General features: G+C 66.7%; 21 protein-coding genes. 8 read left to right on the top strand and 13 right to left on the bottom strand.

Going from position 1 to position 25,693, the window contains the following annotated elements; translation table 11 throughout:
- The first annotated feature begins 84 nt into the window (after positions 1-84).
- The gene (locus AC56LU_RS14715) at positions 85-1,005 is read left to right on the top strand and encodes a LysR family transcriptional regulator (protein ID WP_497176357.1); all 921 of its coding nucleotides are present in this window, start codon (positions 85-87) and stop codon (positions 1,003-1,005) included.
- A 13-nt stretch (positions 1,006-1,018) separates the two neighbouring features.
- Here AC56LU_RS14715 and AC56LU_RS14710 read toward each other — a convergent pair whose 3' ends face one another.
- The 9 genes from AC56LU_RS14710 to AC56LU_RS14670 all read right to left on the bottom strand — a co-directional run bounded on the left by AC56LU_RS14710 (position 1,019) and on the right by AC56LU_RS14670 (position 12,315).
- Entirely contained in the window at positions 1,019-1,837 is an 819-nt protein-coding gene (locus AC56LU_RS14710; RefSeq protein ID WP_497176356.1) for an HDOD domain-containing protein, read from the bottom strand.
- A gap of 94 nt (positions 1,838-1,931) precedes the next feature.
- Positions 1,932-2,942: a BON domain-containing protein gene (locus AC56LU_RS14705; protein ID WP_497176355.1), complete on the bottom strand. Its 1,011-nt coding sequence runs from the start codon at positions 2,940-2,942 to the stop codon at positions 1,932-1,934.
- A gap of 113 nt (positions 2,943-3,055) precedes the next feature.
- Positions 3,056-3,754, bottom strand: coding sequence for a hypothetical protein (locus AC56LU_RS14700; RefSeq protein ID WP_497176354.1), 699 nt, complete (start codon positions 3,752-3,754; stop codon positions 3,056-3,058).
- Between the two features lie 103 nt (positions 3,755-3,857).
- Positions 3,858-5,042 carry a methyl-accepting chemotaxis protein gene (locus AC56LU_RS14695; protein ID WP_497176353.1) on the bottom strand — a complete coding sequence of 395 codons (1,185 nt, stop codon included), beginning with the start codon at positions 5,040-5,042 and terminating at the stop codon, positions 3,858-3,860.
- 166 nt (positions 5,043-5,208) lie between these two features.
- Positions 5,209-6,918, bottom strand: a complete 1,710-nt coding sequence (locus AC56LU_RS14690; protein WP_497176352.1) for a DUF8614 domain-containing protein — start codon at positions 6,916-6,918, stop codon at positions 5,209-5,211.
- 57 nt (positions 6,919-6,975) lie between these two features.
- Positions 6,976-8,025 (bottom strand): WD40/YVTN/BNR-like repeat-containing protein, encoded by a 1,050-nt coding sequence (locus tag AC56LU_RS14685; protein WP_497176351.1) that lies wholly within the window; start codon positions 8,023-8,025, stop codon positions 6,976-6,978.
- A 57-nt stretch (positions 8,026-8,082) separates the two neighbouring features.
- The gene (locus tag AC56LU_RS14680) at positions 8,083-9,525 is read right to left on the bottom strand and encodes an efflux transporter outer membrane subunit (protein WP_497176350.1); all 1,443 of its coding nucleotides are present in this window, start codon (positions 9,523-9,525) and stop codon (positions 8,083-8,085) included.
- A gap of 18 nt (positions 9,526-9,543) precedes the next feature.
- Complete coding sequence (locus AC56LU_RS14675) at positions 9,544-11,148, bottom strand: DHA2 family efflux MFS transporter permease subunit (protein ID WP_497176349.1); 1,605 nt, start codon at positions 11,146-11,148, stop codon at positions 9,544-9,546.
- A gap of 9 nt (positions 11,149-11,157) precedes the next feature.
- Positions 11,158-12,315 (bottom strand): HlyD family secretion protein, encoded by a 1,158-nt coding sequence (locus AC56LU_RS14670; protein WP_497176348.1) that lies wholly within the window; start codon positions 12,313-12,315, stop codon positions 11,158-11,160.
- A gap of 127 nt (positions 12,316-12,442) precedes the next feature.
- Between AC56LU_RS14670 and AC56LU_RS14665 the strand changes: the two genes are divergently transcribed.
- A complete protein-coding gene (locus AC56LU_RS14665; RefSeq protein ID WP_497176347.1) occupies positions 12,443-13,081 on the top strand; it encodes a TetR/AcrR family transcriptional regulator in 639 nt (212 codons plus the stop codon).
- Positions 13,082-13,215: 134 nt separating this feature from the next.
- Positions 13,216-13,401: a hypothetical protein gene (locus tag AC56LU_RS14660; protein WP_497176346.1), complete on the top strand. Its 186-nt coding sequence runs from the start codon at positions 13,216-13,218 to the stop codon at positions 13,399-13,401.
- A 70-nt stretch (positions 13,402-13,471) separates the two neighbouring features.
- Here AC56LU_RS14660 and AC56LU_RS14655 read toward each other — a convergent pair whose 3' ends face one another.
- On the bottom strand, positions 13,472-13,789 hold the full coding sequence (locus AC56LU_RS14655; protein WP_497176345.1) for a hypothetical protein: 318 nt from the start codon (positions 13,787-13,789) through the stop codon (positions 13,472-13,474).
- Between the two features lie 376 nt (positions 13,790-14,165).
- Between AC56LU_RS14655 and AC56LU_RS14650 the strand changes: the two genes are divergently transcribed.
- Genes AC56LU_RS14650 through AC56LU_RS14635 form a run of 4 tightly spaced genes read left to right on the top strand, consistent with a single transcriptional unit; the run spans position 14,166 to position 17,988 of the window.
- Positions 14,166-14,582: a DUF2141 domain-containing protein gene (locus tag AC56LU_RS14650; protein WP_497176344.1), complete on the top strand. Its 417-nt coding sequence runs from the start codon at positions 14,166-14,168 to the stop codon at positions 14,580-14,582.
- Between the two features lie 9 nt (positions 14,583-14,591).
- Positions 14,592-16,067 carry a carotenoid oxygenase family protein gene (locus AC56LU_RS14645; RefSeq protein WP_497176343.1) on the top strand — a complete coding sequence of 492 codons (1,476 nt, stop codon included), beginning with the start codon at positions 14,592-14,594 and terminating at the stop codon, positions 16,065-16,067.
- The gene (locus AC56LU_RS14640; protein WP_497176342.1) at positions 16,064-17,239 is read left to right on the top strand and encodes a sensor histidine kinase; all 1,176 of its coding nucleotides are present in this window, start codon (positions 16,064-16,066) and stop codon (positions 17,237-17,239) included. Before AC56LU_RS14645 ends, AC56LU_RS14640 begins: the two co-directional genes overlap by 4 nt.
- A gap of 32 nt (positions 17,240-17,271) precedes the next feature.
- Positions 17,272-17,988, top strand: a complete 717-nt coding sequence (locus AC56LU_RS14635; protein WP_497176341.1) for a LytR/AlgR family response regulator transcription factor — start codon at positions 17,272-17,274, stop codon at positions 17,986-17,988.
- A 149-nt stretch (positions 17,989-18,137) separates the two neighbouring features.
- Here the strand turns inward: AC56LU_RS14635 and lpdA are convergent, their stop codons facing one another.
- The 3 genes from lpdA to aceE form a co-directional block, all read right to left on the bottom strand.
- The gene (gene lpdA, locus AC56LU_RS14630) at positions 18,138-19,964 is read right to left on the bottom strand and encodes a dihydrolipoyl dehydrogenase (protein ID WP_497176340.1); all 1,827 of its coding nucleotides are present in this window, start codon (positions 19,962-19,964) and stop codon (positions 18,138-18,140) included.
- Positions 19,965-19,974: 10 nt separating this feature from the next.
- A complete protein-coding gene (gene aceF / locus AC56LU_RS14625; RefSeq protein ID WP_497176339.1) occupies positions 19,975-21,624 on the bottom strand; it encodes a dihydrolipoyllysine-residue acetyltransferase in 1,650 nt (549 codons plus the stop codon).
- A gap of 77 nt (positions 21,625-21,701) precedes the next feature.
- Positions 21,702-24,413 carry a pyruvate dehydrogenase (acetyl-transferring), homodimeric type gene (aceE, locus tag AC56LU_RS14620; protein WP_497176338.1) on the bottom strand — a complete coding sequence of 904 codons (2,712 nt, stop codon included), beginning with the start codon at positions 24,411-24,413 and terminating at the stop codon, positions 21,702-21,704.
- Positions 24,414-24,772: 359 nt separating this feature from the next.
- Between aceE and folD the strand changes: the two genes are divergently transcribed.
- Positions 24,773-25,681: a bifunctional methylenetetrahydrofolate dehydrogenase/methenyltetrahydrofolate cyclohydrolase FolD gene (gene folD, locus AC56LU_RS14615; protein ID WP_497176337.1), complete on the top strand. Its 909-nt coding sequence runs from the start codon at positions 24,773-24,775 to the stop codon at positions 25,679-25,681.
- Positions 25,682-25,693: the final 12 nt, after the last annotated feature.

Raw genomic sequence — 25,693 nt, 5'->3', positions numbered from 1 at the left:
GAGACCCCATCCTGCGCCGCTCCCCCCGATGCCACAACCGAAATGACGGATAATGGCCGGCTTGACATGAAGGATTTCGATGGCATGAAGCTGAACCAACTCAAGATGCTGGTCGCCGTTGCCGAGCACGGCAGTTTCAGCGCCGCCGCTGCGGAGCTGGGCTGCACGCAGTCGCGCATCAGCCATGCGATCGCCGAGCTGGAGGGCGATCTCGGCGTCAGCCTGCTCGCGCGCGGACGCGCCGGTTCCGCGCCGACCGAGGCCGGGCAGCGGGTACTGGACACGGCGCGCCAGATGCTGCGCCTCGAGGACAGGCTGCGCGAGGCTGCACTGACCGGCGGCGGCCTGTCCGGCACCGTGCGCATCGCCTGCTTCCGCAGCATCGGAACCCACCTGCTGCCCCATGTGGTCGAAGCGCTGGTGCGGCGCCATCCACAGCTGCGCGTCGAGATCGACGACAGTTGCGAGCAGCGTGCCGACGTGACGGCCGCGCTCCGGGATGGACTGGCCGAGATCGGCATCGCCCAGCTGCCGCTGGCCGCCACGCTGGCTTCGCGGCCCTACCTGCACGATGACTACGTGCTCGTGGTCCCTGCCGCGCTGCCGCCGGCGCCAAGCGCCGATCCGCATTCCGGCTGGCCGGTGCCGGGTTCCCTGCCCTTTATCGGCCTGGCCTGCAGCGGCGCCGCGGACATCCTGGCGCGCTGCCGCGCGGCCGGATTTGCGCTCGAGCCCAGCCGCACATTGGCCAACGACACCAGTATCGCCGCCATGGTCGGCCGCGGCATGGGCTATTCGATCCTGCCGCGCCTGGCCACCTTTCCGGAACCGCCGGATGTGCGGATCCTGCCGCTGCCGATCCCGGCGCGGCGCCGGTTCGCCATTGCGGCACTGCCGGACCTGATGCGCCTGCCCAGGGTACGCGCCGTGGTGCGCGCCCTGGGCGAGCGCAGGCTGGCGGCCGATACGGCGGTCGGCCGCGCCGGCATCGTCGGGTGGGAATAGAAACCGGAAAAGCTCAGACCAGCGCGGCGTCGCCCAGCGCCTGGGCGGTCTCGGCGGCTTCGCTGCGCAGGACCGCCAGGGTGGCGGCGTCGAGCGGGCCGGCCTCGTGGTCGCCAAGCGGAGCGCCCAGCGGCGAATCGACCAGCACGTAGTGGTTGGCCAGCAGCAGGGTGTCGAGCAGGGTATGCGGCTGCGGGTTGACGGCGCCGTCGCGCAGTCCGCCAACGGCCTCGGCCACATCGGTGGGGATCGCCAGCTTGCGCATGATTTCCTGGCTGGCCACGTCCTCGACCAGCATGCCCCAGTTCTCGGTGTCGTCCTCCAGCAGGCCGGGGAACTCGTCGGCGCGCGACAGCAGGTAGAAGCCGCCGATCTCGTGCACGATGCCGGCAAACAGGGCGGTATCGGGATCGGTGCTGGTGACGTGGCGCGCGATGGCATGCGCCAGCGCCGCCACCTGGGCGCTGTGGGTCCACAGCTGCTCGGCCTTGGCGCGCAGCAGCGGATCGGCGATGCGGTGGCCGAACTGGCGCACCATCAGTGCGCCGACCAGGCCGCGCAGCCGGCGGTAGCCGATCCGCAACACCGCCGCGCGCACACTGCTCACCTGCGTCCCGCCTGCGGCGCCGTACGCTGCGGTATTGGCCAAGGCCACGGTGCGCGCCGCCAATTGTGGTTCGGACAGCACCAGGCGGATCGCCTCGTCCACATGGCAATCCGGATCGTCGAGGGCCAGCTGCAGGCGCAGCACGGCGTTCACGCTGGTGGGAAAGCTGATGTCCCCGCGCGCGGCCTGGGCAGCGATGTATCCGAAAGCTTCGAGTTTATTCACAGCGGGATTATACCTCCGGGCCCAGGTCTGCCCGGCAGTAAAAAAAAAGCCCGCACGGCAGGCGTGCAGGCTTCCTTGTAGCGAGTGCAGGTGCTTACTTCACCTTGAGCGTGCTCTTGACGCTGGTGACGCCCTCGACGCCCTTGGCAACCTTCTCGGCGCGCTCGGCCTCGGCCTTCGATTCGACGAAGCCGCTCAGCATCACGACACCCTTCTCGGTTTCGACCTTGACCGCCAGGGCGCTGGTGTCCGGCGCTGCAGCCAGGCCGGCCTTGACCTTGGCGGTGATGGCGGTATCCGACATATTGGTCGCGGTGCGCGAGCCGGCGCGCTCGGTCTTGTCGACAGCGGTCGAGGCGGTGTCGCGGGTCTTGTCGCCAACGTTCTCGGCGGCGCGTTCGGTGCCGACCGCGGCGGCGCCGGTCACTTCCCTGGTCTTGTCGGCAACGGTGCGGCCGGCTTCCTTGGTCTTGTCGACCGCGGTGGTCAGCGCGTTGCGGGTCTTCTCGCCGGCACGTTCGAGGGCCGTATCCGGCTTGTCCTTGTTCTCGACCAGGCAGGCGGTCTTGTTGCCGCGCTCGTCGCACTTCTCGACGGCTGCCGCCTTGACCGGATCCTTGGTGTCGGTCGAGGCGATCAGGCCGGCGCTGCCGGCGGCGCCCGCGGTAGCCGCGGTGCTGCCGCTGCCGCCGGTGGTGCGGGCCTTGTCCGCGGTACCGAGGTCAGCCAGCGCGGCGGTGCGCACCGACTTGGCATTGTTCATGCAGCTGTCCTTGGCGTTGCCGCTCATGGTGTCGCACTTCTCTTCGGCCAGCTCGTATTCGGCTTCGGCCAGCTTGCGGCGTGCCGAGTCGCGGTTGGCGGTGGTGTTGTCGTACTTCTGCACTGCGGCCAGCTCGGCGCGGGCGCGGGCGACGTCGGCCTGTTCTTCGCACACGTCTTCATCCTTGAGCGCATCGCACTTCTGCTTGGAGGCCTTGTGGTCGGCCGCGATCTTGTCCATGGCCTTGCGGTAGCCGGCGCTGTCGTTCTGGGCAAAGGCGGGAGCGGCGGCGATGGTGGCGCCGGCAGCGGTTGCCAGCAGGGCGGCGAGGAGTCGGTTCATGATGTTGTCCCTTGAAGTGGTTGTTGTGATGACAATCATCATTAAACGCTCCATGCCCGACAACATCTGTGCGACAACGAACGCTCGCCGCGTTCCTTGCCATCCTGGCGGCCTCATTCGGTCGCCAGGAGTCCTTCGCGCCACAGTTCGTCCACATCGTCGAACGGTGCATCAAGCTTGCCGAAGGCCGCGCCGTCGCCTGCCAGGCGCACCCAGACGCGCGTGTCGTGGCCGCTGCGCGGCACCGCCACCTTGTCGCGCACGCCGGCCAGCCAGCGGTAGACCCGCGCGTAGTCGTCCGGGTTGCTGCGCCAGGTCCAGGCCAGCGCCGCCAGGTCGGCGAAACCTTCTTCGCGACGCGTCTCGCGCATGGCCTTCGATGCCGCCAGCAGCGAGGCGTCGAGGGCGCGCTCTTCGCCCGCTTCCACGAAGCCGGCCGGCAAGGCGTGCCAGGCGCCTTGCGCATAGCGCCAGCAGTGCGCGATCTCGTGCGCCGCCATCGCTTCGATCAGGGCGCCCTGCTGCGCTTCCGGAATGCCGGCCAGGATGGTCTCGGCGTCCGGGTTATTGCGCAGGGACATCACCAGCTTGCAGCGGCCCTTGTCGAAGCCCATCGCCAGCGGCACGTCGCCGGGTCGCGGCTGGGGCTGGACCGTAATATCGAGGGGAAGCTTGAGTTGCTGGGAGTAGGCCAGGACCGGCCCGGCGGCGCCGAGCCAGCGCTTCTCCAGCGCGGTCAGCTCGGCGGCATGGAGTAGTGGCGCCAGCGAGGTGGCGGCAAACAGGACGGCAAGCTGCAGGGGCTTGAACATATCGATTCTCTCAAGGACGATGAAATGCCTAACGGCAATTCTAGCCCCTGAACAAGCCCTGCTTTTGGGAAAATTTTGCTGCGTGTTTAGAACAATAAACTTGTCAGTTTTGCCTTGGCAGATCGGTTTCAACGCCGGGCAGTACTGGCGCGACCATGGCCGCCAGGCGCTGCGCCTCGGCTTCCATGGCGGCCGCCGCGGTGGACGCCTGCAGCAGCGCCGTGGTGCGGCGCGTGCTCTCGGTCTGGCCCCGGGCAGGGCCGTCTTCCTGGCCGATCGCGGAGGTGACGGCGGTGACCCGGGCCACCGCGTTGGCGATCGCCTGCAGGGCGCCGGCGTCTTCCATGTGCGCCACCGGGCTGCCGACCAGGTCGCGGATGTCCTTCACCACGGCGCTCGAGCGCAGCGCCAGTGCCTGCAGCTCCTCCACGACCGCGGTCTGCTCTTCGTCGTGTTCGCCGGTGCGCAGCGCCTGCACCGCGGCGTCGAGCGCCAGGATGTTGGCGCGGAAGGCCAGGCCGTCGATGGCGCCGACGATGTCGTCGACGCGCTTGGGGGTCGCTGCGGGTTCCGCCGCTGTGGCCGCTGCGGCACCTGCGCCGGCCGGTGCAGGTGCCGCAGCGGCGCGCGACAGCCCGCGCACCACGTACCAGGTGCCGATCACGGCCGCCGCGGCCGCGCCCGCGCACAGCAGGATGATCCATTGCGCAAAGCCGGATGCCAGCAGGCGTGCCGAGGCCATGTCGTCGGCCGCGCGTTTTTGCTGGAGTTCGATGAAGCGGGTGACGCTGGCGAGCCAGTCCACGAAGGCCGGCGCCGCCTGCTGTGCCAGCAGCGCGCCGGCTTCCTGCGCCTGCCCGGCCGCGTGCAGGGCAACCACACGGTCGACCAGGGGGCGGGTACGGCGTTCCTGTTCCTTGATGGCGGCCAGCGCCTCGCGTTCCTCGGGCAGGATGCCCGGCAATTCGTGGAATAGCGCGTCCAGCGGCGTGGCGGCGCGCGCATAGGCGTCGGTCAGGGTCTTGAGGCGGCCGATGGGCGCAGCGGCAGCGGCGGCATCGGGGGCCAGCACGACGTCGCGCAGCGCAATTGCGCGGTCGCGCACGCTGGCGCCGAGTTCGAGGGCATAGCGCCCCTTGATGCCGCTGACATCGTCGATGCGGAACAGCAGCTGTCCGATCTGCCCGGCACGCGAAGCCGCCAGCACGCCGAGCGCGATCATCAGGAGGAGCACGGCGCCGTAGCCGATGGCCAGCCGCGCGCCGGTGGTAAGGGGCTTCGTCGTCATGTTCTCGTCGTTGGTGCAGAAAGCGCTGTGGGGGACGCCGGACGGCGCCAATACTTTCCCCTAAGCAATGTAACGACTATAACATGACGCTGTATGGATTGACGAAGCTTTCAGTTTAAGTTAAGTAAACTGGGCGGCATCTGTTGCGTCGATACCAATGGTTCAATTACTTTGTCAGCCCAGCCGCAGTCACGAAGCTCGGGCGGATATCGTTCGGCACGGTCGGCTTCAGGCGGTCGAGCGCCTTCTGCACTTCCGGACGGATCACCACGTACTTCGTCATCATTGCCTTGGCACGCGCGTAGTCGCCGGTGGCCTCGATGGTCAGGAACTCGCGGTCGAGGTCCATCACGGCCCCCTTGATCTTCTTGAAGTCGACCGAGAACGTGCCGTCGGCGTTGGCGACGAAACCGCCCTTGTCCAGCAGGTAGTTCATCTGGATCGCCATGCCGCGTGCGTGCGACGAGGTCAGGCCGAAGTGCAGGGTGCGGAAAGCCGATGCCAGGAAGGTGTTGTACAGCTTGCGCTCGGCAGCCGCGCCCTGCCCCAGCGTGTCCTTCAGCAGGCCCTTCTCCATCATGTAGCCCAGCGCCCACAGGCCGGTGATGTCGGCCTTGGCTTCCTCGATGGTCGAGTAGGTGTCTTTCAGGTCCTGGCGCGGGGTCGATTCCTTGCCGTCCTTGCGGGTGGTATGCGGGCCGAGGCCGTGCATGATCTCGTGCGCCAGGATGTGGGTGAAGAAGGAATCGAAATCGAGGTCCTTCTGGTCGGCGGGCTTGAGTACCAGCTTCGAGATGGGTTTCAGGGTCGATTCGAACTTCGCTTCCTGCACGTTCTTGAGCATCACGCGCTTGGAACCGCGCTCGCGGATCACGCGCTCGTCGTTCGGCAGGTTGTAGGCGGCGGTCTGCACGCCCATGTTGCCGTCGCCGGCGCCATAGACTTCGTTGACCACGACCATCGGGGCGATCGCGCCGACCTTCGGGTTGCGGTACTGCTTGTCCAACGGCAGGTTGTCTTCCAGCTCTTGCAGGTGCTTGCCGAAGAAGGCCAGCTTCTGCGTTTCTTTCTGGTCGCGGATGCTGACATAGGCCTCGAACGCGGCCTTGTAGCCGAACAGTTCGTCGTTATAGGTCTCGTAGGGGCCGATGGTGATGTCCACCGGCGAATCCAGGTCCATCCAGGCGAAGTCCGAGGCCAGGTAGTCGTTGGACAGGAAAGCGTCGGCGCGCAGGGTCAGGAATTTCTTGAGCGAGGCGTTGTCGGTGAGGCTTGCTGCCTCGCGCAGCAGCTTGGCCAGCTTTTCCAGGTCCGGACGGTATTCATCCGAATACTTCACGGTGCGGAACTTGCCGTCCGGCCCGGTGCGGATCACGGTGAAGAACCACTGCGCATCGGCCTTCTGGGCCGACGGCAGGCCGTTCATCCAGCTTTCCAGCGCTTCCTTGGTCGCGTTTTCCGGATAAAAATTGGCGCCCAGCGGCTTCTTGGCCGGGATCTTGATGCCGGCATACTCGGCGGGCATGAAGGAGTTGTTGTCGTCGAGGCTGGACCACGGGCCCTTGTTCAGCCAGAAGGCGTTCTGGCGCGCGCGGCCGAGCTCGGAACTGTCTTTCTGCAGGGCGGCCCACAGGGCTTCGTTGCCGGCCCAGCGCTGGCGCAGTTGCAGGGTGTCGATGATCCTGGCGGCCTCGATCAGCTTGACCATCGCGGCGCGGTCGCCTTTCGAGAGCTTCGAGATATCGGCCTTCAGCTCGACCGGCGCGAAGCGCTTGCTCATGCTGGTAAGCTGGGCGGTGGTGGCGGGTTCGGCCGCGTGTGCATACGCGCCGGCGATCGCGGCAAACAGCACGAGAGGAGCAAGTAACTTGTTCATGGTGTCTCTGGAATAGTTGTAGTCGGGGGATTGTAATCTGTTCGGCTCAACGATTCGTCATTGCAGCGCAGGCCCCGTGTACTTCATCAACAATCCTTTGGGCCCTACCGCCCAGCCCTGGGTCGGGCTGGAAAACCCGACCGTGTTCATCGGCGTCCTGTCGAGCTCGGCCCAACTGCGGCCGCCATCGCGCGAGTAACCCGATCCGGCCAGGCCGGCGGCCACCAGGGCGCGCGGCGCCCCGGGCACCGGCACCACCACCGACATGTAGCCGCTTGGCGCCACCTCGACCGGCGTCCAGTTCGCGCCACCGTCCGCGGTGAAGGCGCCGTTGATGCCGGCCATGCGGGTTTCCTTGTAATCGCCGCCGGCGGCGAAGCCTTCCTTGCTGTTGAGGAAGGCGACCGAGAACACGCCGCGCGCGGGTGCACCGGCCGGGATCGGCGTCGAGGCCGCGCGCCAGGTCTTGCCGCGGTCCGCGGAGTGGAACACGCGCGCGCTGGCGCTGCCGCCGGTGGCGATCCAGGCGTCGTTCGACCCGGTCACGGTCAGGCAGGTGCCGCTGGCGGCAAACGCGCCTTCGTTGGGCATCGCCTCAATTCCCTTGGCCGCGACTTCCTGCCAGGTGCTGCCGCCGTCACGGGTCGTGTACACCTGGAAGCTGCCCTTGACCGGATCGCCGAACAGGATGCCGTTGTCCTTGTCCCAGAACGCCATCGCATCCCAGAATCCCTCGGCAACCGCATTGGTGATGACCAGCTGCCAGCTTGCACCGCCGTCGACCGTGCGGTAGATGCGCGAGGCCGCGCCGGGCCCCGCCCCCATCACGATGGCGCTCTTCGCGTCGACAGCATGGATGTCGCGGAAGTCGATCTTGTCGGCCTCCGGCACCTGCATCGCCTGCCAGGTCTGGCCGTCGGCGGTGCGCAGGACGGTGCCCTTGGCGCCGCTGGCCCAGGCGACCTTGTCGCTGACGACCGACAGGCCGCGCAGTTCGGCGCCGGTACCGCTGGGGACCGTTTGCCACCGCTGGGAAGAGGATGCGGCGGACGCCGCGTTGGAAGCCAGGAGGGCGGCGATGAACAGGGCGCGTGCGGACAGGGACATGGGTGCGGATCCTCGCATGGTTGAGTGATCCCGCATTCTAGCTGACGCCCTGCCTCCTCAGGGCGCCTTTGCGATCGTTGCCAGGGCTTCGCCCTGCTCCCAGCCGCCGCCGAGCGCACGCGCCACCGCCACGGCGGCCAGCAGGCGCTGGGTGCGGATCTGGCTTGCCGCGCGATCCGCGGCCAGCGCGTTGCGCTGGGCATCGGTCACGTCGAGGTAGGTCGACAGGCCGCGCTCGTAGCGCGCCTGCGCCACGAGCAAGGCGCGCGCCGCGGCCTGCTGCGACTGCGCCTGCACCTCGCCCTGCTGCTGGCGCCCCTCGGCGTCGGACAGCGCGTCTTCCACTTCGCGCAGTGCCGTCAGGAGGCGTGTCTGGTGGTTCGCCACCGCTTCGTCGTAGCGCGCTTGTGACAAGGCCAGGTTGGCGCGGTTGCGGCCACCGTCGAAGACCGGCAGCGACAGCGCCAGCGGGCCGATCGAGAACTGGCGCGCGCCGCCGCTGGCGAGGTCGCGCAGGTGTTCCGACGCGAAGCCGAAGTTCGAGGTCAGCGACAGGGATGGGTAGAACGCGCCTGCGGCCACGCCCACCTGGGCATTGAAGGCCTTGAGCTGGGCCACGCTGGCCGCCAGGTCGGGCCTCTGCTTCAGCAGGCTGGCGGGCAGGCCGGCCGGAATCGCAGGCGGCAGCGGCAGTTGGGCATGCGCGCTGCCATCGAGCAGCGGCTGGCTCGGCGAGGCCCCCACCAGCGTGGCGAGCGCATGCTCGACCGCATTGCGCTGGCGCCGCACTTCGTGCAGGTCGGCTTCGGCATTGGCGCGCTCGATGCGGGCCCGCGATACGTCCAGTTCGTTCGACAGGCCGGCATTGAAGCGCGCCTCGACCAGCGCCAGGGCCTCGCGCCGTGCAGCGAGCGCGCCGCGCAGGATTGCCTGTTCGGCGTCCAGTCCGCGCAGCTGCCAGTACGACTGGGCCACCTGGCTCGAGAGCATCAGCAGCACGCCGTCGCGCTCATCCTGGGCTGCCAGCGCCTGGGCGTCGGATGCTTCCACCACGCGGCGCACGCGGCCCCACAGGTCGAGCTCATACGACAGCGACGCGCCGACGCTGACGTTGTTGCCCTCGATCGAGCGGCCGCCCAGCGCGATGCCCTGCGCGGTTTCGCTCGAGCTGCGGGTGTTCGACACGCCGGCGCTCACGGCGACGTTCGGCATCTGGCCCGCGCGCACCACGCCCAGCTGGGCCTGCGCCTGCAGCAGGCGCTGCGCCGCCGCCTTTACGCCCGGATTGTCGCGCAGCGCACGCTGTTCGAGCCGGTCGAGGGTGGCGTCGCCGAACACGGTCCACCACTGGGCGGGCAGGCGGGCAGCCTCGCTGCCGGCCGCCGCATGGCGGTAAGCAGCATCGGGGGCGGCAGCCGGCGCCTTGAAATCGGGACCGACCGTGGTGCAGGCGCCGAGCGCGGCGGACAGCGCGGAAACAATGACGAGATTCTTTAACATGTTCACTCTTTCAAACAATCAGTGCGCAGCCGATACGCCACCAGGAGACTTCACCTTGTCGGCCAGCCAGATTGCGGCGATGCAGCCGATCAGCACCAGGCCGATGATCAAAAAGGCGTCGTTGTAGGCCATCACATAGGACTCGCGCCGCACGATGCGGTCGACCACGGCGAGCGCCTGGCTGGCGGCGGTGGCGGGGTCCATGCCGCCCGCGATGAAGCCCTGGGTCAGCCCTTCCAGGCGCTGCTGGGTCGGCAGTGCGTAGGTCGACACCGCTTCCCCCAGGCGCGCCGAATGGAAGTGCTCGCGCTTGGTCAGCGCCGTGGCCAGCAGCGCGATGCCGATCGAGCCGCCCAGGTTGCGGGTCATGTTGAACAGGCTCGAGGCCGAGGGCATGTCCTTCGGCGCGATGCCCTGCATCGCGAAATTCGACAGGGTCAGCATCACGAAGGGCTGGCCGATCGCGCGGACCACCTGGGTGAGCATCAGCTGGTCGTAGCCGGTGCTGGCGTCCATGAACGCGTTCATCAGGCAGGAACCGCCGAACAGCAGCAGGCCGAACGAGCACAGGATGCGGTTGTCCACTTTCGACGAGAGCGCCGCCGCGAACGGCATTACCAGCAGCTGCGGCAGCCCGACCCAGGCGATGACTTCGCCGATCTGCATCGGCGTGTAGCCCGCGATCTGGCCCAGGTAGAGCGGCAGCAGGAACGAAGAGCCATACAAGCCCATCCCGGTCACCGCCGACAGCACGGTCGCCACCAGGAAGTTGCGCTGGCCGTAGAGGCGCAGGTTGACGAAGGGCTCGGGTTTCGTGAAGCTCAGCGCCACCCAGCCGAGGATGCCGACCAGCGACAGCGAGGCGAAGCTGACGATGAACGAGGACTCGAACCAGTCCTTCGAATTACCCTCTTCGAGGAAGATGGTGAGGCAGGCCAGGCCCATCGCCATCAGGCCGATGCCGAGCCAGTCGGCATGCAGCAGCGCCTCGACCTTCGATTTTTCCCGGTCCAGCCCGTACAGCAGCCCCGCGATCAGCAGCACGCCCGGCACCCAGTTGATATAGAAGATCGACGGCCAGCCGTAGAGCTCGGACAGGAACCCGCCCAGGGTCGGGCCCATGGCCGGCGCCAGGGTGGCGGTCAGGCCGAAGATCGCCATGCCGGCCGCGCGCTTCGAGGCGGGCAGGCGCGTCATCACCAGCGTCATCGCCATCGGGATCAGGGCGCCGCCGGTAAAGCCCTGCAGCATGCGGAACACGATCATGCTTTCCAGGTTCCAGGCCGCCCCACACAGAGTCGAGAACAGCAGGAACAGGGCGGTGGTGCCGATCATGTAGCGGCGCGCACCAAACGCACGCGTGAACAGCGCGGTCATCGGGATCACGACGATCTCGGCGCACAGGTAGGCGGTCGAGATCCACGAGCCCTCTTCCTGGGTGGCGGAAAGCGAACCGAGGATGTCGCGCAGCGAGGAATTGGTGATCTGGATGTCGAGCACCGCCATGAAGGCGCCCAGCATGCCGGCGGCCACCGCGATCCAGGTGCGCGCGTCGATACGGGCGCCGTTGGCGGGCGCGCCAGGGACGATAGCAGGTACGGCTCCCTGCGTGAGGCTAGTCATTGCAGAACCTTAGTTTGCCAACTGCGGCGCGGCGGTAGCCGTTTGGACAGGCGCGCGCTTCTGGCCGAGTTCCACCTCCGCGATCACCGACATGCCCGGCACCAGGCGCCCGGCGTACTTCTTGACGTCACTCGGATCGAGCACGATCTTGACCGGCACCCGCTGGACGATCTTGGTGAAGTTGCCGGTCGCGTTATCGGCCGGCAGCAGCGCGAACTGGTTGCCCGAGGCCGGCGAGAAGCTGTGCACGCGGCCCGTCAAGTGCTTGCCCGGCAGCGCGTCGACCTCGAGCTGCACCTGCTGGCCCGGCTCCAGGCCGGCCAGCTGGGTTTCCTTGAAGTTGGCGGTGACCCAGACCTCGTCCTCGACCACGGCCAGCAGCTGCTGGCCCGGCTGCACGCGGGCCCCGACTTCGATGCTGCGCTTGCCGATGCGGCCGGCGACCGGCGCGAGGATGCGGTTATAGGCCAGCTGCTGGCGCGCGTCCTTGAGCTCGGCCTGCAGCACCCTGACCTGGGCCTTGAGCACGTCGCGGCCGGCATCGGCCGCAAGCACCTGCGCCTGGGCCGCGCCAGCGCTGTCGCGGCGCGCCGCCACGTCGGCCTGGGCCGCGGCGCGCGCCGCGCGCGAGGCGTCCACTTCGGCTTTGGAGACGGCCTTCATGGTCTCGTTGTACAGCTGGCCGAAGCGCTCGGCATCCTGGCGCGCACGCACCAGCTGGGCCTCGGCCTGGCGGATCTGGGCGCCGGCGGCGGCGGCCTGGGCCCGCACCTGCGTCACCTGGGCGCCGGCCTGGGCGATCTGCTGTTCCACCGAGGCGATCCGGGCTTCGATCTGCTCGACGCGCACGCCGTGGTCGGCGGGATCGAGCTCGGCGATCACGTCGCCCGCCTTCACTCGCTGGTTATCGTCGACCAGCACCCGCGTTACCACGCCGGCCACGCGCGCCGATACCGGATGCACCCGTCCGGTGAGATAGGCATTCTCGGTCTCGACGTAATGGTGGCTGCGGTACCACATACGCCCGCCTGCCCCGAGGGCGACGACGGCGATGAGCGCCACCACGCCCAGCACGCGCTTGTTGGGCGGCGTCTTGCCCGGCGCCGCCGGCGCGTGGGTCGGAACGGCGGGCTGCATAGCCGGGGCCGAGGTGTGCGATTCTGCCATGAGGTCAAACTCCGCTGAAAATGAAATGGGTCATGCGCATTATTCGCGAGCTAGTGAGCGAAGTCAAGAAATGAAACGGTTGCATTTCATTCCTAGGTCGATTACATTATTCAGCATGAATAAAGCGATGACCGAGCCCACCTCTCCTGCGAAATCCGCCGGTCGCCCCAAGGCGTCCGAAGTCGAGGCGCGTACACGGGGCTTGATCGATGTCGCCGGTTGCCTGTTCCTGAAGCATGGATATGCTGGCGTCAGCCTGGAAGCCATCGCGCGCGAAGCGCGGGTGGCGGTGCGGACCATCTACGTGAAGTTCGGCGGCAAGGCTGGCCTGCTGAAGGCCGTGCTGGCGGCGCGCCGCGAGCGCTTTTTCCCGGTCGGCAAGATGGACGTGGACCAGCGTCCGCTACGCGAAGTCATCGATGAGTTCGCCGGCCACTTCTACACCATGCTGTGCGAACCGGATGCGATGACCCTGCAGCGCGTGGTGATGGCGGAAGCCGCCAGCAACCCGGAGCTGGCGGAAGCCTTCTACGAAGGCGGCCCGCGCATGACGCGCGAGATGCTCGAGCGGTATTTCGCCCGGCCCGATATCCGCGCCCAGCTGCGCGCCGACGTGCCGTTTGCCCTGCTCCCCTCGCACCTGATCGCCTGCATCAACGGCGACCCGGTGCTGCGTTATCTGTTCCCGGAACGTGAACCCATTGGCCAGGAAGCCCGGCACGTCCTTGCTGAGCGGCTAGAGCTGTTTTATCGGAGCATTCTTTGACCATATGGTCAAAAAGCGGTCTGTGCGTGATCGCACCGACTTGCGGCAAGTAACTGTGTCAATCTGACATCCTTATTACAGGAGGATGTCATGAACAATACAAGAACAGCGGCCGTTCGCCGCGAGGAGGAAGCATGAGCAAGTCATCCCGATACGAATGGCGTGACCAGCAGGCCTCGCTGCAGGAGCGTATGAAGGGCTTCCTGCAGAATCCGAACAACGAACAGCTCGAAGCGGTGCTGGCGGAAATGCGCGCGTATGCCGCCGCCGCCCAATCCGGCACCATCGACATTCCGCAGCGTTTCATCGCCTTCACGTGACGACCCGCTGATCATCCGAACCGATAAAAGCCGCCCCGCACCCGCCGGGCGGCTTTTTTACGTCCGGCGTTCAGGCCATGGCCGGCGCCGCACTTCCCTGGACCCGGGTCTCGAAGTCATACAGCCGAGTCAGGCAATACACCTTGCGCGGGGCGCGGTGGCGTTCGTGGATCTCGCGGGTCATCACCTCGACCCTGCGCGGCTGGGCCGCTACCTGGCGCGGGTCGATCGCATCCGGGGCGCCTTCGACGAAGCGCGCGGCGAGCTGCTGGGAAATGGTGCCATGAACAACCGACGATTCGCCGTGGACCGTGGTCCTGAGTTCGAAGCAGCGCGTTTCGGGCAGCACATAGACCGTCCCGACGTATTCATTGCCGTGCTCGTACATAACAATCTCCCTGTAGCCCCACACGCGACCGGCGACAAAGTGGGCTTGCCGCCACACGCTCCCATCATAGCAAGTCAATACAGCGTCGAGCGGCTGTCACGATTGAAATTTTCGGCGCTGTCAGCGTGAGCTGTTGGAGATCTTGAACTGTTGAGCGGAACCGCCGCATTGGTTCGCTAGAGAAGCCGCTGCGAATTGCGCGGGGCTCGTTCAACACGGGACGGTGAAAGCGCCGAAGTTTTCAGCTGCACCCGACGTGCAATTCGCGCCGTCCGCATGCAGCTCGCGCCGAATCGCCGCCGTTTCGTCGCAAGCACGAGCGTGTCCGGAATCGGCTCGCCAGAATGGCTCCATCAACCACCCCTAGGAGCCCGTCATGCAAACCATCCGTACCGCAAGCGCCATTGCCATCCTGTCCGCCTGCAGCGCCGCCGGCGCAGCGGACCTGAGCGTCCGCGTCGAGGACGTCAAGTCGGCGCAAGGCAACATCATGGTCGCCGTCTACGATTCCGCCCCCAGCTTCCTGAAGCGCCCTGCCAAAGCCGCCCGTGTCGCCGCCGCGGCCGGCGGCGTCGACCTGGTGATCAAGGATTTGCCGGCTGGCGAATACGGCATTGCGCTTTTTCACGACACCAACGGCAACGGGAAGATGGACAGCAACGCGATGGGCATCCCCTCCGAGGACCATGCCTTCAGCAACAATGCCCGCGGCACCATGGGGCCGCCGACATTCGAGCAGGTGAAGTTCAGTCTGCCGGCTGCCGGCGCCACGGCCACCATCAGCCTGCGCTGAGGAGCGAGCATGGACCGCCGCCGCTTGATCGGAGCCGGACTTGGCCTTGGTGCGCTCGGACTGGCCGGCGCCGCGCGCGCCGACGAGGAAACCCGGCGCCGCTTCCACGCCGCCCTGGCACGCGACCCGGCGCTGGCCGTGTACGCCGACACCGTCGGCAGCCAGGCCGGCGACGCCTCGGTCAGCGGGCGCCTGCCGGCCGACCTGCAGGGCAGCTTCTATCGCAACGGCCCCGGCCGATTCGAACTGGGCGGCGAGCGCTACCACCACTGGTTCGACGGCGACGGCTTCGCCCAGCGCTGGACCATTGCCGGCGGGCGCGTGCGCCACCAGGGCCGCTTCGTCGAGACGCGCCGCTTCCTGGACGAGACCGAGGCCGGTCGATTCCTCTACCCATCCTTCGGCACTTGGGTGGCGCGCCGCGGCTTTCGCGACAACGACAGCCTGAACGCAGCCAACACCAATTTGCTGCCCTTCAACGGGCGCGTGTACGCCTTGTGGGAAGGCGGCTCGGCGATCGAAGTCGATCCGGACACCCTGTCCACGCGCGGAGTCAAGACCTGGCGCGAGGATTTGCGCGCCATGCCGTTCTCGGCCCATCCCAAACCCGACCCGCAAGGCGGGATGTGGAACTTCGGCGCCCTGCCCGGTTCCAACCGGCTCGCGATCTACCAGATCGGCGCCGACGGCCAGGTCCTGCGCACCGCCCTGCTCACGGTGCCCGGGCAGGCCATGGTGCATGACTTCGTCGTCAGCGCGAAGCACCTGGTCTTCCTGATTCCGCCCTACGACCTGACGCCGGGAAGCGGCATGAGTTTCGCCGAGCGCCACATCTGGGCCGGTAGTGGCCCCGATGCACGGCCGCTGCGCGTCGTGGTCGTGGCCAAGGACAGTCTGGCCGTGCGCCAGGTATTCGAGCTGCCGCCGCGCATGGTCTTCCACTTCGGCAATGCCTGGGAGGACGGCGCCTGCACCCGCTTCGACGTGGTGCTGCACGAGGGCGACGCTCTGGCCGAACTCGGCGGCTTGATGGCCGGCGAACGGCGGAGCCGCTCGCGCAGCGAGGCGATGCAGGTCTGCCTCGACTACGCCAGCGGCCGCGCACATGCCAGCCGCCTGTTCGGCGCCTGCGAATTTCCGCGCGTGGCGCCGCAGGTGGCCAGCAGGCGCCATCGCAGGCTGGTGCTGCTGGGTGGCGAAGCCGGCCTGCTGTCCTCGGTCAACCTGGTCGACACCGACAGCGGCAAGGTGGACGGCTACCGTTTCGGTCCAGGCTGGCAAGTCGAGGAGCACGTGCTGGTCCCGCGCCGCAATGCGCGCGTCGAGACCGATGGCTACCTGGTCGGCGTGGCGCAGGACTTGCGCAAGGGCGTCGGCGTGCTGAGCGTGTTCGACGCGGCGTACGTGTCCGCTGGACCGCTGGCGCTGGCGCGGCTGCCCTATCGCACGCCGCACTGTTTTCATGGTAATTTCTTGTCAGCATGATTACTGCCCATTCTCCCGAGGAGCGCGATATAGCGCGCGAGCGCAACCATCCGCTGGAATTGATCCCGCTGTTCCGGCGCTGGCCGCCCTCGTTCGCCCGCGACCTGCTGTACACGGCGATCTGGAGCAGCATGCTGGCGCTGGCGCTGACCGTGCTGCAAAAGCTCTTCGGCCGCGGCATGCCGTTCGCGCGGCTGCTGTTCGCGACGCTCGTCATCAGCAACATGATCGGCTTCATGATCCATGCTGCCCTGCATTTTCTCGAGCGGACAATGCCGCGCGAGAACCTCGTGCTGTTCCGCATGGCGCAGCTGCTGGTCATCGCCGCAGCCAGCGTCATCGGCATCCCCTTCGGGAATGCGCTGCTCGTCGGCCGCAGCCCGCTGCGCTTCTTCCAGAGCACCACCACCGTGTTGTTCCTGCTTGCCTTCGGCGTGCTGACGGCCGGCCTGATGGTGCTGCTGCTGGCCGCCGGCGAGCGGCGCCTGCGGCGCGAAGCGCTGGCGGCGCGCCAGCAGGAGCAGATCGAGGCCGCCGGCCGCCTGGTCGCCGAGGCGCGCCTGCGGGCCCTGCAGGCCCAGATCGAGCCGCACTTCCTGTACAACACGCTGGCCAACGTCGTCAGCCTGATCGACAGCCAGCCGGCCAAGGCGCGCCGCATGCTGGAGCGCTTCATCGACTACCTGCGCGCCAGCCTGTCGGCCAGCCGCGCCGAGCATGCGACGCTCGGCAGCGAAGTCGATCTGGCCGGCGCCTACCTCGACGTGCTGGCGGTGCGCATGGAGGGGCGGCTGCGCTGCCGTTTCGAGCTCGACCCGTCCGCGCGCACGCTGCCGCTGGCGCCGATGCTGCTGCAGCCGCTGGTCGAGAACGCGATCATGCACGGCATCGAGCCCATGCTGGAAGGCGGCGAGATCGTGATCCGGGCGCGTCTGGGCGGCGGCATGCTGGTGCTCGAGGTCAGCGATACCGGCGCCGGGCTGCGTTCGGCCGCCCCGCGCCCCGGCGGCGGTGTCGGCCTGTCCAACCTGCGCGAGCGCCTGCGCCAGCTGTACGGGGCAGGCGCCCAGCTACAGCTCATCGAAAACCCTGCGGGCGGCGTGAGCTCGCGCCTGCTGCTTCCCCGCATTGTCCCTGCCATGGTGCCATCATCGACCACCCACGCGCCCTGATCGCCGACGACGAGCCGCATCTGCTCGACTATATGGAGTCGCAGCTGGCCATTGCCTGGCCCGGCCTGCACGTGACCCGCGCCGCCAACGGGGTGCAGGCGCTCGCGCTCATCGACGAGCTGGCGCCGCAGGTCGTCTTCCTCGATATCCAGATGCCGGGACTGAACGGCATCGAGCTGGCTGCGCGCCTCTGCGAAGGCAGGCAGCCGCCGCGGGTCGTCTTCACTACCGCCTACGATCACTACACGCTGCAGGCCTTCGAGCACGCGGCCTTCGACTACCTGCTCAAGCCGATCAAGCTCGAACGCCTGTCGCGCACGGTGGCGCGGCTGAAGGAAGCACTGGCCGTGACGGCAGCGGCGCCAGCGCCGGATGCCCTGGCGGCACTGCTGCGGCAATTGGGCGTGACCACGGCGGCGCCGGCTCCGCTGCAGTGGATCCGGGCGGCGAAAGGGCAGGAAACTCGGCTGGTCGCAATCGACGAAGTCATCTACTTCCAGAGCAACGACAAGTACACCAGCGTGTTCCTGGCCGATGGCGAGTGCCTGATCCGCACGCCGCTCAGCAAGCTGAAAGAGCAGCTCGATCCCCAGCAGTTCTGGCAGATCCACCGCGGCGTGATCGTCGCGGCGCGCCACGTGGCGGCAACGCGCACCGACTTTCGCGGACGCTTGCACGTGCGCTTGAAAGGGCGTGACGAACAGCTGGTCGTGAGCCGGAACTACGTGGACTTGTTCAAGCAGATGTAGAAAGATGGGAACTGTCGGAGGCAAGGCCGTCCAGTAAAAGGTTCTGTAGCGTGGGCGGGTTCCCCGCCCACGCGGCGATTGACTTGTTCAAGCGGATGTAAAAAAGGGGACCGTCGAGGTCCCCTTCCACTACGCCAGACTGAGCGCGATCACTTCTTGCGCACCGGCGGCAAGTCTGTGCAGACGCCCTTGTAGACTTCGGCCGCCATGCCGATCGATTCGCCCAGGGTCGGGTGCGGGTGGATGGTCTTGCCGATATCCACGCCGTCCGCGCCCATCTCGATCGCCAGCGCCACTTCGCCGATCATGTCGCCGGCATTGGTGCCGACGATGGTGCCGCCGATGATGCGCTTGGTCTCGGCGTCGAACAGCAGCTTGGTGAAGCCTTCGTCGCGGCCGTTGGCGACCGCGCGGCCGCTGGCGTTCCACGGGAAGTGGCCCTTCTCGACCTTGATGCCCTTCTGCTTGGCTTCATCCTCGGTCAGGCCGACCCATGCCACTTCCGGATCGGTGTAGGCCACCGACGGGATCACCTTGGCGTCGAAGTAGGCCTTCTCGCCGTGCGCCGCTTCCGCCGCCACGTGCGCCTCGTGTACCGCCTTGTGCGCCAGCATCGGCTGGCCCACCAGGTCGCCGATGGCGAAGATGTGCGGCACGTTGGTGCGCATCTGGCCGTCCACGCCGATGAAGCCGCGGTCGCTCACGGCGACGCCGGCCTTCTCGGCGGCGATCTTCTTGCCGTTCGGGCTGCGGCCGACGGCCACCAGCACCAGGTCGTAGAGCTGCGGTTCAGGTGCAGTGGCGCCGGCTTCGGCGGCTTCGAAGCTCACCTTGATGCCTTCGGGCAGCGCCTCGACGCCGACGGTCTTGGTCTTCAACATGATGTTGTCGAAGCGGTGCGCGTTGTACTTCTGCCAGACCTTGACGGCCTCGCGGTCCGCGCCCTGCATCAGGCCATCCATCATCTCGACCACGTCGATGCGCGCACCCAGGGTCGAGTACACGGTTGCCATCTCCAGGCCGATGATGCCGCCGCCGATCACCAGCATGCGCTTGGGCACCTGGCGCAGTTCCAGCGCGCCGGTCGAATCGACGATGCGCGGGTCTTCCGGCACGAAGGGCAGCTTCACCACGGCGGAACCGGCGGCGATGATCGCTTTCGCGAATTTCACCACTTTCTTGCTGCCGTCGGCTGCGGTCACTTCGATGTGGTTCGGGGAGAGGAAGCTGCCCACGCCCTGCACCACATTGACCTTGCGCGCCTTGGCCATGAAGTTCAGGCCGCCGGTCATCTTCTTGATGACGCCATCCTTGTAGGCGCGCAGCTTGTCGATGTCGACATCAGGCTTGGCGAAGCTCACACCCAGGTCGGCCATGTGCGCGGTCTCGTCCATGATGTGCGCCACGTGCAGCAGCGCCTTGGACGGGATGCAGCCCACGTTCAGGCACACGCCGCCCAGGGTCGCGTACTTCTCGACCAGCACGACATTCATGCCGAGATCCGCCGAGCGGAAAGCGGCCGAATAGCCGCCCGGGCCGGCGCCCAGCACCATCATCTCGCATTCGATGTCGACCGCGCCGCTGTAGCTGGCCGCGCCCGGCGCCGGCGCCGATGCTTGCGCAGCGGCTGGCGCGGGATGGGCCGGTGCGTACGAATCGGCCGGCTTGCTCGCGGCGGTCGCAGCGACTGCCTGCGCCGGTGCGGCTGCGGCAGGAGCAGGCGCGGCGGCGCCCGCGCCGGATTCTTCGATCATCAGCAGCAGCGAACCTTCGTTCACCTTGTCGCCAACCTTGACCTTGATTTCCTTGACCACGCCGGCATGGGTCGACGGGATCTCCATGCTGGCCTTGTCCGATTCGACGGTGACCAGCGACTGGTCGACCTTGATGGTGTCGCCCGGCTTGACCAGCAGCTCGATGATCTCGACGTCCTTGAAGTCGCCGATGTTCGGAACCTTTACTTCGACAGTGCTCATGCTCGGCTCCTTACAGAAGGGTCTTGCGCAGGTCGGCCAGGACGTCGGCCAGGTAGGCGGCGAAGCGGGCAGCGCCGGCGCCATCGATCACGCGGTGGTCGTAGGACAGCGACAGCGGCAGCATCAAACGCGGCTGGAATGCCGAGCCATCCCACACCGGCTTCATCGCCGACTTCGACAGGCCCAGGATCGCCAGTTCCGGCGCATTGATGATCGGCGTGAAGGCCGTACCGCCGATGCCGCCCAGCGACGAGATGGTGAAGGTGGCGCCCTGCATGTTTGCCGGGGACAGCTTGCCGTCGCGTGCCTGTGCCGAGAGCTCGCCCATTTCGGTGGCGATCTGCGACACCGTCTTCTTGTCCGCATCCTTCACCACCGGAACCACCAGGCCGTTCGGGGTGTCGGCGGCGAAGCCGATGTTGTAGTACTGCTTCAGGATCAGGTTCGCACCGTCTTCGCTGAGCGAGGCGTTAAATTGCGGGAACTTCTTCAGCGCGGCGACCGACGCCTTGATGACGAAGGCCAGCATGGTCAGCTTGACGGTCGACTTCTGCTTGGCCAGCGCGGCGTTCGAATCGACGCGGAACCGTTCCAGGTCGGTGACGTCGGCTTCGTCGAAGGTGGTGACGTGCGGGATCATCACCCAGTTGCGGTGCAGGTTCGGGCCAGAGATCTTCTTGATGCGCGACAGCGGCAGCAGTTCGGTCGGACCGAACTTCGAGAAGTCGAGCGACGGCCATGGCAGCAGGTCGAGGCCAACGCCCGATCCACCCTTGGCTGGTGCGGCGGCGGCGGCCGGCGCGGCCATCACGCCCTTGACGAAGTTCTGCACGTCGAGCTGGGTGATGCGGCCTTTCGGGCCGGTGCCCGGCACGCGGCCGAGGTCCACGCCCAGTTCGCGGGCAAACTTGCGGATCGACGGCGAGGCGTGGGCTTTCGAGCCGGTGAGGCCCTGGGCCGGGGCCGGTGCAGCTGCGGCAGGTGCCGGAGCTGCAGCGGCGGCGGGTGCGGCAGCCGGAGCAGCGGCCGCAGGGGCAGGTGCGGCCGCTGGCGCCGGCGCAGCGGCGCCGCCACCGGTCGATTCGACCAGCAGCACCAGCGAGCCCTTGGCGACCTTGTCGCCGACCTTGACCTTGATTTCCTTGACGGTACCGGCGTGGCTGGACGGGATCTCCATGCTCGCCTTGTCCGATTCGACCGTGATCAGCGACTGGTCGACCTTGATCTGGTCGCCCGGCTTGACCATCAGCTCGATGATTTCGACTTCCTTGAAGTCGCCGATGTCCGGCACGGTGACTTCGACGATGCCGCCCGAGGCTGCAGGGGCGGCAGCGGCTGGCGCCGGCGCAGCTTCAGCGGCAGGCGCAGCGGCTGCCGGTGCTGGTGCGGCCGCAGTAGCAGGTGCAGCAGCGGCAGCGCCGCCGGCTTCTTCCAGCAGCAGCACGAGCGAACCCTCGGCAACCTTGTCGCCGACCTTGATCTTGATTTCTTTCACGACGCCGGCGTGGCTCGACGGGATTTCCATGCTTGCCTTGTCCGACTCGACGGTGACCAGCGACTGGTCGACCTTGATCGTGTCGCCCGGCTTGACCATCAGCTCGATGACTTCGACTTCCTTGAAGTCGCCGATGTCCGGGACTTTGACTTCCACAATGCTCATAGTGTTAGCTCCGTTTGTTCTTTGAGTTCGCGCTTAAGCCGCCGCCCTGCACACGCGGGACGGCGGACTTCGAGCATTTACTGGGTCACAGGATTCGGCTTGTTCTGGTCGATGCCGTACTTCGCGATCGCCTGGGCGACCACTGCACGGTCGATCTTGCCTTCATCGGCCAGCGCACGCAGGGCGGCAACCGTCACGTAGTAGCGGTTCACCTCGAAGAACTCGCGCAGCTTGACGCGCGAATCCGAGCGGCCGAAGCCGTCGGTGCCCAGCACTTTATAGGTGCGGTCCTTCGGCATGAAGGCGCGGATCTGCTCGGCGAACATGCGCATGTAGTCGGTGGTCGCGACGATCGGGCCGGCGGTGTTCTGCAGCAGCGAAGTCACGTACGGCACGCGCTGCTGCGCATCCGGGTTGACCATGTTCCAGCGCTCGCAATCCTGGCCGTCACGGGCCAGCAGCGTCAGCGACGGCGCCGACCACACGTCGGCATCGACGCCCCAGTCGTTCTTCAGCAGTTCGCTTGCTGCGATCGACTCGCGCAGGATGGTGCCGCAGCCGATCAGCTGGACGCGCTTGGAGCTGTCCTTGCCGCCGTCGATCGCCCCACCTTCCTGCAGCAGGTACATGCCCTTCAGGATGCCCTCTTCCTGGCCTGGCTTCAGGCCCGGATGCGCGTAGTTCTCGTTCATGATGGTGATGTAGTAGAACACGTCTTCCTGTTCCGTCACCATGCGGCGCAGGCCGTCCTGGATGATCACCGCCACTTCATGGCCGAAGGTCGGGTCGTACGGCAGGCAGTTCGGCACGGTGGCGGCGATGATGTGGCTGTGGCCGTCCTCGTGCTGCAGGCCTTCGCCGTTCAGCGTGGTGCGGCCGGCGGTGCCGCCCATCAGGAAGCCGCGCGCCCGGATGTCGCCCGCCAGCCAGACCAGGTCGCCCACACGCTGCATCCCGAACATCGAGTAGAAGGTGTAGAACGGGATCATCTGGCGGTTGTTCGACGAGTACGAGGTCGCCGCGGCGATCCACGAGCTCATGCCGCCCGCTTCGTTGATGCCTTCCTGGAGGATCTGGCCGGCCTTGTCTTCACGGTAGTACATCACCTGGTCGCGGTCGACCGGCTCGTACAGCTGGCCCTGCTGGTTGAAGATGCCGATCTGGCGGAACAGGCCTTCCATACCGAAGGTACGCGATTCGTCGACCAGGATCGGCACGATGCGCTGGCCGATGCTCGGGTCTTTCAGCAGGCTGGTGATCACGCGCACGTAGGACTGGGTGGTCGAGATCTCGCGGCCTTCCGGGGTCGGCTCGATCACGGCCTTGAAGCTGTCCAGCGGCGGCACCACCAGGGCTTCGTCGGCCTTGGAGCGGCGCTGCGGCAGGTAGCCCCCTAAGGCCTTGCGGCGCTCGTGCAGGTACTGCATTTCCGGCGCATCGTCGGACGGCTTGAAGAACGGGATCTCGGCCAGCTTGTCGTCCGGGATAGGAATGTTGAAGCGGTCGCGCATCTCGCGGATCGCGGCGTCGTCCAGCTTCTTGGTCTGGTGCGCGGTGTTGCGCGCCTCGCCCGACTTGCCCATGCCGAAGCCCTTGACGGTCTTCACCAGCAGCACGGTCGGCGAACCCTTGTTCTCCTGCGCGTTCTTGAACGCTGCATAGATCTTGTGCGGGTCGTGGCCGCCGCGGGTCAGGCGCCAGATGTCGTCGTCGCTCATGTTGGCGACCATCTTGAGCAGTTCCGGGTGCTTGCCGAAGAAGTGCTTGCGCACGTAGGCGCCGTCCTTGGCCTTGTAGTTCTGGTATTCGCCGTCGACGGTTTCCATCATCACGCGCTGCAGGATGCCGTCCTTGTCTTTAGAGAGGAGCGCATCCCACTGCGAGCCCCAGATGACCTTGACCACGTTCCAGCCGGCGCCGCGGAAGTCGGCTTCGAGTTCCTGGATGATCTTGCCGTTGCCGCGCACCGGACCGTCCAGGCGCTGCAGGTTGCAGTTGACGACCATGACCAGGTTGTCGAGGCGCTCGCGCGCGGCCATGCCGATCGCGCCCATCGATTCCGGCTCGTCCATCTCGCCGTCGCCGCAGAAGACCCAGACCTTGCGGTTCTCGGTCTGGGCGATGCCGCGTGCGTGCAGGTACTTCAGGAAGCGCGCCTGGTAGATCGCCATCAGTGGGCCCAGGCCCATCGACACGGTCGGGAACTGCCAGAAGTCCGGCATCAGTTTCGGGTGCGGATACGAAGAGAGGCCCTTGCCGTCGACTTCGCGGCGGAAGTTCAGCATCTGCTCTTCGGTGATGCGGCCTTCCAGGTAGGCGCGGGCGTAGATGCCCGGCGAGGAGTGGCCCTGGATGTACAGCAGGTCGCCGCCGTGCTCTTCGGTCGGGGCGTGCCAGAAGTGGTTGAAGCCGATCCCCAGCATGTTCGCCAGCGAGGCGAACGAGGAGATGTGGCCGCCCAGGTCGCCGTCGGCGCGGTTGGCCTTGACCACCATCGCCATCGCGTTCCAGCGCATCCACGAGCGCAGGCGCTCTTCGTATTCCAGGTTGCCCGGGCAGTTCACGTTCAGGTGGGCCGGGATCGTGTTGACGTAGGCCGTGTTGCTCGAGAACGGAATGTGGGCGCCGCGGCGGCGCGCCAGGTCGACCATGCGCTCCATCAGGTAGTGCGCGCGGTCGGTGCCTTCATGTTCGATCACCGCTTCCAGCGCGTCCAGCCATTCCTGGGTTTCGAGCGTGTCCGGGTCGTTGGCAGCTTGTGCCGTCAACTGGTCGAGTTGAGCTGACATTAATGCGTCTCCTTGAGTTTGCGCCCCGACCGCTCTCTGGAATGGCTGGTGGCGTATGGTGAAATTTCAAATATCTGAAAATAAACTCTTCGATTCTACCAGTGGCCACGTCCTTTTTCAAACTATGATATGCCATTTCATATAGTGGAATCTTATGCTGCACCTGCACAATTTCCCCTATGACGAGGTCTTAATAATCCTATAACAGCACCGCGATTCGGACGCAAGCGCCGACTCTCACTTATGGCAGAGCGGGGCGATCCGGGCGTACCTGCCAATATGACGATGCTCGCTTCGTCGCGGCGCGCGATATGAGCATGGGCCTTATAATTTCGTTTTTGCCTAGCCCGAGCCAAAACATGCCAGCCCAGAACATCGACGGAGTCCTCCTTTCCCAACAACTGCGCGGCGAAATCGCCCAGCGCGCCGCCAAGCTCACCGCCAGCGGCCGCCAGCCCGGCCTGGCCGTGATCCTGGTCGGCGAAGACCCGGCCAGCCACGTCTACGTGCGCAACAAGGTCAAGGCCTGCGGCGATGTCGGCTTCCATTCGGTGCTGGAAAAGTACGACGCCGACCTGAGCGAACAAGCCCTGCTCGACCGGATCGCCGCCCTGAACGCCGACCCGGCGATCCACGGCATCCTGGTGCAGATGCCGCTGCCGAAGCATATCGACCCGAGCCGGGTCATCGAGGCGATCTCGACAGCCAAGGACGTCGACGGTTATTCGGTGCTGTCGGCCGGCGAACTGGTCGCCAACCTGCCGGGCTTCCGTCCCTGCACGCCGTATGGCTGCATGAAGCTGATCGAGACCACCGGCGTCGACCTGCGCGGCAAGCACGCGGTCGTGATCGGCCGCTCGAACACGGTCGGCAAACCGATGGCCCTGCTGCTCTTGCAAGCCAACGCCACCGTCACCATCTGCCATAGCGCGACGCCGGACCTGGGCCTGTACACCCGCCAGGCCGATGTGGTGGTGGCCGCCGTCGGCCGCCGCAACACCCTGACCGCCGACATGGTCAAGCCGGGCGCGATCGTGATCGACGTCGGCATGAACCGCGACGACGCGGGCAAGCTGTGCGGCGACGTGGATTACGCCGGCGTGCGCGAAGTCGCGTCCCACATCACGCCGGTGCCGGGCGGCGTCGGTCCGATGACGATCACCATGCTGTTGATGAACACCGTGGAGTCCGCCGAACGCGTGCACTCCGCCAGCCAAGACTGCCCCAGCCAGGCAACGGGAATGGAACCGAAGCCCGGCGTGGCCTGAACCTCAAAAGGA

It is taken from the genome of Telluria sp. PB2R4 (genome assembly GCF_059685695.1).
This window is presented reverse-complemented; position numbering and strand designations above follow the sequence as displayed.